General features: G+C 71.6%; 2 protein-coding genes. Both read right to left on the bottom strand.

The features are described from left to right. Positions 1-29: 29 nt before the first annotated feature. Positions 30-1,526 (bottom strand): ISKra4 family transposase, encoded by a 1,497-nt coding sequence (locus SNE206_RS39860; protein WP_407918485.1) that lies wholly within the window; start codon positions 1,524-1,526, stop codon positions 30-32. A gap of 26 nt (positions 1,527-1,552) precedes the next feature. Then, positions 1,553-1,939 (bottom strand): hypothetical protein, encoded by a 387-nt coding sequence (locus tag SNE206_RS39855; RefSeq protein ID WP_407918484.1) that lies wholly within the window; start codon positions 1,937-1,939, stop codon positions 1,553-1,555. Between the last annotated feature and the right edge of the window lie 195 nt (positions 1,940-2,134).

Genomic DNA, 2,134 nt, shown 5'->3' with positions numbered 1-2,134 from the left:
GGGTGCAGATCTAATGAGGGCTCTGGTGATCAAGCTGCGGGTATGAGCGTGTCGCGATAGCGGGCCTGGTGGTTGCGGGTGAACTCCTGCTTCTCGTGCCAGGCCCAGTAGGCGTCGAAGTCGCCGTTGCTGCGCAGGGCACGCAGTTTCAGGACGGCTTCGGCGCCGGTCAGGCCCCAGCGGGCACCTGTGATGTCGAGGCGGTCCTTGACCAGGTGACGGCATGCTCCTTCGATGATCCCCGTGGCGATCGGGAAGCCTTCGTGCAGCGCGGTGTCGTATCGCAGGTGGGCGGCCTTGTTCCGCAGGTAGCCGACGGCGTCGTCGATGCCCTTGCGCGAGCCCGGCCGCAGTTCGGCGGCATCGGCGGCTGCGGTGATCGAGGCGGCCGCCTGCTCGGATTCGCCGGCCAGAACGGTGCGGGCCTGGGCGGCGACCCAGGCCTCGGCCGCGCGGTCCCCGGCCGGGTGCAGGCAGTGCGCGGCGTCCCACAGGTATTCGAGCACGTGGATGATGTCGATCAGGGTGTGCACGGCGACGTTGCGGCGCGCTGCCTCGGCATGGATGAGGCCGAGCTGGTGGCGGGCGCCGTCGACCAGGACGACCCAGGTCCGGCGGTGGTCGGGGTCGCGGGCCTCGGCCTGGTCGAACACCGCGGCGATGACCTGTTCGGCGGTGTCGTTCACCGAGCCGCACAGCCACTTGGACCTGGCCTTCGGCCCCGGCCTGCGCTCCCTCTGGGACCCGACGGGGTCGGCGATGATGTCGTCGACGGTGCGCGGGGCGGGTTCGGCGTCGTAGACGGTGCCCAGCGTGGCCATGCGCCTGCGGCCGTGCTTCTCCCCGGGCGCGAGCCGGGTGGCCATCTTGTTGCCGCTCTTGGCGGCGGCGGCTTTCGCGGTGGCCTCGCGCAGTGCTTCGGGCCGTATCACCACGCCCTTGCCGTCGGTGGACAGGACCAGCAGCGTGGCATCGGTGCACGGTTCGGGCACCAGGGCCCGGTAGTAGGCGTCGATATCGGCCGCGGCGGCCACGGCGAGTTCCTGGACCTGCCGGGGACCGATCCCGGCCCCGGTCAGCGTGTTGACCCGCTCGCAGGCCTCGGCGAACGAGCCGCGGGCGGACTCGACCGCGGCGAGCCTGGACAGTCCCAGGCTGTGCATCACCGTGGGCATGTTCAGGGCGGCGTCCGCCGGGTGCAGATCCACCGCGCCCCTGGACCGGTAGGCGATCCGGGTCGCGGTGACCTTCCCGAACACCGTCGCCAGAATCCTCGCCCGGCCCCGCTCGATCCGGGTCCGCCCGACCCCGGCCGCATCAACAACCTCCCCGACCCGCTCCTCACGGACCGCGCGCAGGTCCAGATGGTCCTGGAACAGCTGCCGGGTCACCTCACGCATCCGTGCGGCCAGCAGGTCCTCCAGGGCCGAATGCGTCAACGCGGCGGCATCCGGCCCGGCCAGATCCCCAGCCACCCGCTCGAAAAGGTCGCGAGAGGCCGCGAACGCGGCCTCGGTCACCGCCAGTTCGTCCTCGGCGTTCCCCGCCCGGCTCACCAGCCCTGCTTCCGGCCGTCGACCTTGAACAGCCCCGGCGCGGTCTCGGCCAGGATCCCCTGCTCCACCAGGCGCTTCAACTTCGCGCGCATCCCCTCCACGTGGCGGGCCTCGGTCTCCAGCCCCAACTGCGCGCACACTTCCCTGCATCGCATCGCCGCTCCGGTCGTGGCGAACAACGCGATGATCCGCTGGTAGTCCGGCGACATCACCGCCACATCGCCCACCGCCTCCGCCGCCAGCAGTGCCGCAGCCACATCGCCCGCCTCCGGCCCCCGGCCCGCCGGCCCGTCCGAGTCACCCGCGACCGCGAGCGGACCCTCCACCAGCACCGCTCTCACCGTCTCCCGGGTGATCTGCAGCCGGGAGAGCTCGACCTCCACCCGGGACAACTCCTCAGAGAGCCCGGCGATCTGCTTCCGCAACTTCTCAGCCCTGGAACGACACGCGCTCTCCCTGGCCTCCAACGCGGCCATCAACGACGGCACCCCGCCACCCCACCCTCAACCAACACCCGCACCCGTCGGCGGGCTCACCTCGCCGACGCTAGAGACCGCCCCGCGCCCCCACAGGACAAG

The organism is Kitasatospora sp. NE20-6 (assembly GCF_045862635.1).
The sequence above is the reverse complement of the archived record's forward strand: the minus strand, read 5'-3'. Positions and strand labels throughout refer to the sequence as shown.